Here is a 3,775-nt window from a genome sequence, read left to right as displayed (position 1 = left end):
GGACATGTCGGCGTCAAAGCTGATGCCGTCGGCCCGGGCGGCGGTTTCCACTTCCTTCAGGTATAGCTTGGCCTGGCTTTCGATGCGGTCCCTGAAGGCCTGTGGCGCCTCCACCACGATCTCGCTGAACGGCGTGTAGGGATACTCCTCCAGGCAGACATAGGCGGTGACCCGCGCATTGATTGTCTTGGCCAGCTCCAGCGCGCCGTCGATGGCCTTCTTGGACAGTTCCGAACCGTCGGTGGGTAGCAGGATGTGCTTGAACATGCTGGACTCCTTTGGGGCGAATGGACCGGATTTACCTTTGGACGGAGGCAGGCCGCACGGCGCCTGTCAGCTTTCATTGTAGGCAGGGGTGGCGCATGGGGCATTGCCCTAAATCAAATCGAACTAGGAATTGACCGCCAGTTGCGGCTTGCCGGTGGCGGATGCCTGTTCCGCGCGGCGCCAGTAAGCCGGGTTCCCATAGGTGTTCTTCAGGTGGTCGATGAACAGCCGCACCCGCAGCGGCAGGTGCTTGCGCTGCGGAAAGACAGCGTGGATGCCGATCGGCGGCGCCTGGAACTCGTCGAGCACCGTGACCAGCCGGCCGCTGGCGATTTCCTGCCCGACTTCCCACCAGGAGCGCCATGCCAGCCCGTGGCCGTGCAGGCACCACGCGTGCAGCACCGCGCCATCGGTGCATTCCATGGTGCCGCCCACCTTGACCGTGACCGCGCGGCCTTCCTGCTGGAAGGCCCAGCCGCGCTGCACGTTGGCGCTGGCGCCGAAGGCCAGGCAGTTGTGACGGGTGAGATCCTCGGGCAGGGCGGGCACGCCATGGCGCGCCAGGTAATCGGGGGACGCCACCACCACGCGCCGGTTCTCCGCCAGGCGGATCGACACCAGGCTGGAGTCGGGCAGGTCGCCCAGGCGGATGGCGCAGTCGAAGCCTTCGTTGACGAGATCCACCACGCGGTCCGACAGGTCCAGCGTGATGGTCACATCCGGGTGCGATTCGATGAACAGCGGCACCAGCGGTGCCACGTGCTTGCGCCCGTAGCCCGCCGGCGCGGTCACGCGCAGGTGGCCGCTGGCCTTGACGCCGCCCGCCGAGACGCTGGCCTCGGCGTTGTGCAGGTCGTTGAGGATGCGCTGGCAGTCTTCCAGGAAGGCCGAGCCTTCGAAGGTCAGGCTGATCTTGCGCGTGGTGCGCAGCAGCAGCTTGACGCCCAGGCGCTCTTCCAGCGCATCGATGCGCCGGCCGATGATGGCCGGCGCCACGCCTTCAGCCGCCGCGGCCGCCGAAAGGCTGCCCCGTGCGGCTACCGAGACGAACGTCTCCAGTTGTTTGAAATGATCCACGAAGCTCGCCAGTTTTGTGCCTCATGCCGCCCAAAGCAGGGGGCGGGCGAGGCAATGGGGTGGATTTGGTGCCTTATCTTTACATCGTTAGCGAAGATTAGTGGGGTAAAAGTAAAAGATCAAGTGACCCTGACCGACTTTGCCGCACTGCAACGTCTCCCTACAATGCTATGCATTCATTGGTGTACAGGCCCACGCAGTGGCGCTGGCCTGCCGGGTTTGCCGGATTCGCCGGATTTGTCCAAGGGAACCGCTCCAGCTCATGCAAAAGATCCGCGCAGTCGTCTTCGATGCCTATGGCACGCTGTTCGACGTGTATTCCGTCACCGCGCGCGCGGAGCAATTGTTTCCGGGTAAGGGCGAGGCGCTGGCGCTGCTGTGGCGCGAGCGTCAGATCGACTACACCCGCATCCGCTCGATGGCCGCGCCCGACGGCGCATACTACAAGCCGTTCTGGGCGCTGACAGTGGATGCGCTGCGCTATGCGGCCGAGCGCCTGCAACTGGTGCTGGACCCGGCCCTGGAGGCGCAACTGCTCAAGGAGTACGCGTGCTTGTCGGCCTTCCCGGAAAACCTCGGCGCGCTCAAGCGCCTGCGGGCAGCCAGGCTGCCGCTGGGCATTCTTTCCAACGGCAATCCGCAGATGCTGGATATTTCGGTCAAGAGTGCTGGCATGCACGGGCTGTTCGACCACGTGCTGTCGGTCGACGCGGTGCGCATGTACAAGACCGCGCCCGAGGCGTACGCRCTGGGCCCCAAGGCGTTTGGCGTGCCGGCAGGGGAGATCCTCTTCGTCTCGTCCAATGGCTGGGACGCTTGCGGCGCCACCTGGTACGGCTACACCACGTTCTGGATCAATCGTGCCGGTCATCCGGCGGAGCGGCTCGATGTGAGTCCTTCCGGCACCGGGCACGACATGAATGACCTGCTCGAATTCGTCCGCGCCCAAGGTGCGGCGGTTTGACGGCGGGCACCTTTAATCAACCATCGATCACAGGAGAACACTGATGGCCATCACGCTGCCTGCGGGCATGAAGATTACCGGCGAAATCCTGCCGGCTTACGAAGACATCCTCACGCCGGCGGCCCTGGCCCTGGTGGACAAACTGCATCGCGCCTTCGAGCCGCGCCGCCAGGAACTGCTGGCCGCCCGCGTCGAGCGCACCAAKCGCCTGGACGCCGGCGAACTGCCCGACTTCCTGCGGGAAACCAAGAGCGTGCGCGAAGGCGACTGGAAGGTCGCGCCGGTGCCGCCGGCACTGCATTGCCGCCGCGTGGAAATCACCGGCCCGGTCGAAGCCAAGATGGTCATCAACGCGTTCAACTCCGGCGCGGACAGCTACATGACCGACTTCGAGGACTCCAACACCCCCAACTGGCATAACCAGTTGCAGGGCCAGGTCAACCTCAAGGCCGCCGTGCGCCGCACCCTCACGCTGGATTCCAACGGCAAGCACTACAAGCTGAACGACAAGATCGCCACGCTGCAAGTGCGCCCGCGTGGCTGGCACCTGGACGAGAAGCACGTCACCATCKACGGCCAGCGCGTCTCCGGCGGCATTTTCGACTTCGCGCTGTTCCTGTTCCATAACGCCAAGGAACAGATCGCACGCGGCGCCGGCCCCTTCTTCTACCTGCCAAAGATGGAAAGCCACCTCGAAGCGCGTCTGTGGAACGACGTCTTCGTCATGGCCCAGAACGAAATCGGCCTGCCGCAAGGCACCGTCAAGGCAACCGTGCTGATCGAAACGATCCTGGCCGCCTTCGAGATGGAAGAAATCTTGTACGAGCTGCGCGAGCACAGCGCCGGCCTGAACGCTGGCCGCTGGGACTACATCTTCTCGTGCATCAAGAAGTTCAAGGTCGACAAGAACTTCTGCCTGGCCGACCGCGCCAAGGTCACCATGACCGCGCCGTTCATGCGCTCGTACGCGCTGCTGCTGCTCAAGACCTGCCACAAGCGCGGCGCGCCCGCCATCGGCGGCATGAGCGCACTGATCCCGATCAAGAACGATCCGGAGAAGAACGCCATCGCCATGCAAGGCATCATCAACGACAAGAAGCGCGACGCCACCGACGGCTACGACGGCGGCTGGGTGGCTCACCCGGGCCTGGTCGAGCCGGCCATGAAGGAATTCGTGGCAGTGCTGGGCGACAAGCCCAACCAGTTCGACAAGCAGCGCGACGACGTCAACGTGGCGGCCAAGGACCTGCTGGACTTCCAGCCGGAAACCCCGATCACCGAAGCCGGCCTGCGCATGAACATCAACGTCGGCATCCACTACCTCGGCTCCTGGCTGGCTGGCAACGGCTGCGTGCCCATCCACAACCTGATGGAAGACGCCGCCACTGCCGAGATCTCGCGCTCGCAGGTGTGGCAGTGGATCCGCTCGCCCAAGGGCAAGCTGGAAGACGGCCGCAAGGTGACCGC

At 64.4% G+C, this 3,775-nt stretch carries 4 protein-coding genes; 2 read left to right on the top strand and 2 right to left on the bottom strand.

Annotated features, from left to right (window positions below; genetic code table 11):
• On the bottom strand, positions 1-267 hold a 267-nt coding region (locus tag AC1DS3_RS36495; RefSeq protein WP_477129120.1), incomplete at its 3' end, for a universal stress protein.
• Positions 268-390: 123 nt separating this feature from the next.
• Entirely contained in the window at positions 391-1,344 is a 954-nt protein-coding gene (locus AC1DS3_RS36490; protein ID WP_441630220.1) for a LysR family transcriptional regulator, read from the bottom strand.
• A 262-nt stretch (positions 1,345-1,606) separates the two neighbouring features.
• On the opposite strand from AC1DS3_RS36490, the gene AC1DS3_RS36485 reads away from it, so the two are divergent.
• Both AC1DS3_RS36485 and aceB read left to right on the top strand, forming a co-directional pair.
• Complete coding sequence (locus tag AC1DS3_RS36485) at positions 1,607-2,308, top strand: haloacid dehalogenase type II (RefSeq protein WP_477129119.1); 702 nt, start codon at positions 1,607-1,609, stop codon at positions 2,306-2,308.
• 43 nt (positions 2,309-2,351) lie between these two features.
• On the top strand, positions 2,352-3,775 hold a 1,424-nt coding region (gene aceB / locus AC1DS3_RS36480; RefSeq protein WP_477129118.1), incomplete at its 3' end, for a malate synthase A.

It is taken from the genome of Cupriavidus sp. 01L46 (genome assembly GCF_056399905.1).
This window is presented reverse-complemented; position numbering and strand designations above follow the sequence as displayed.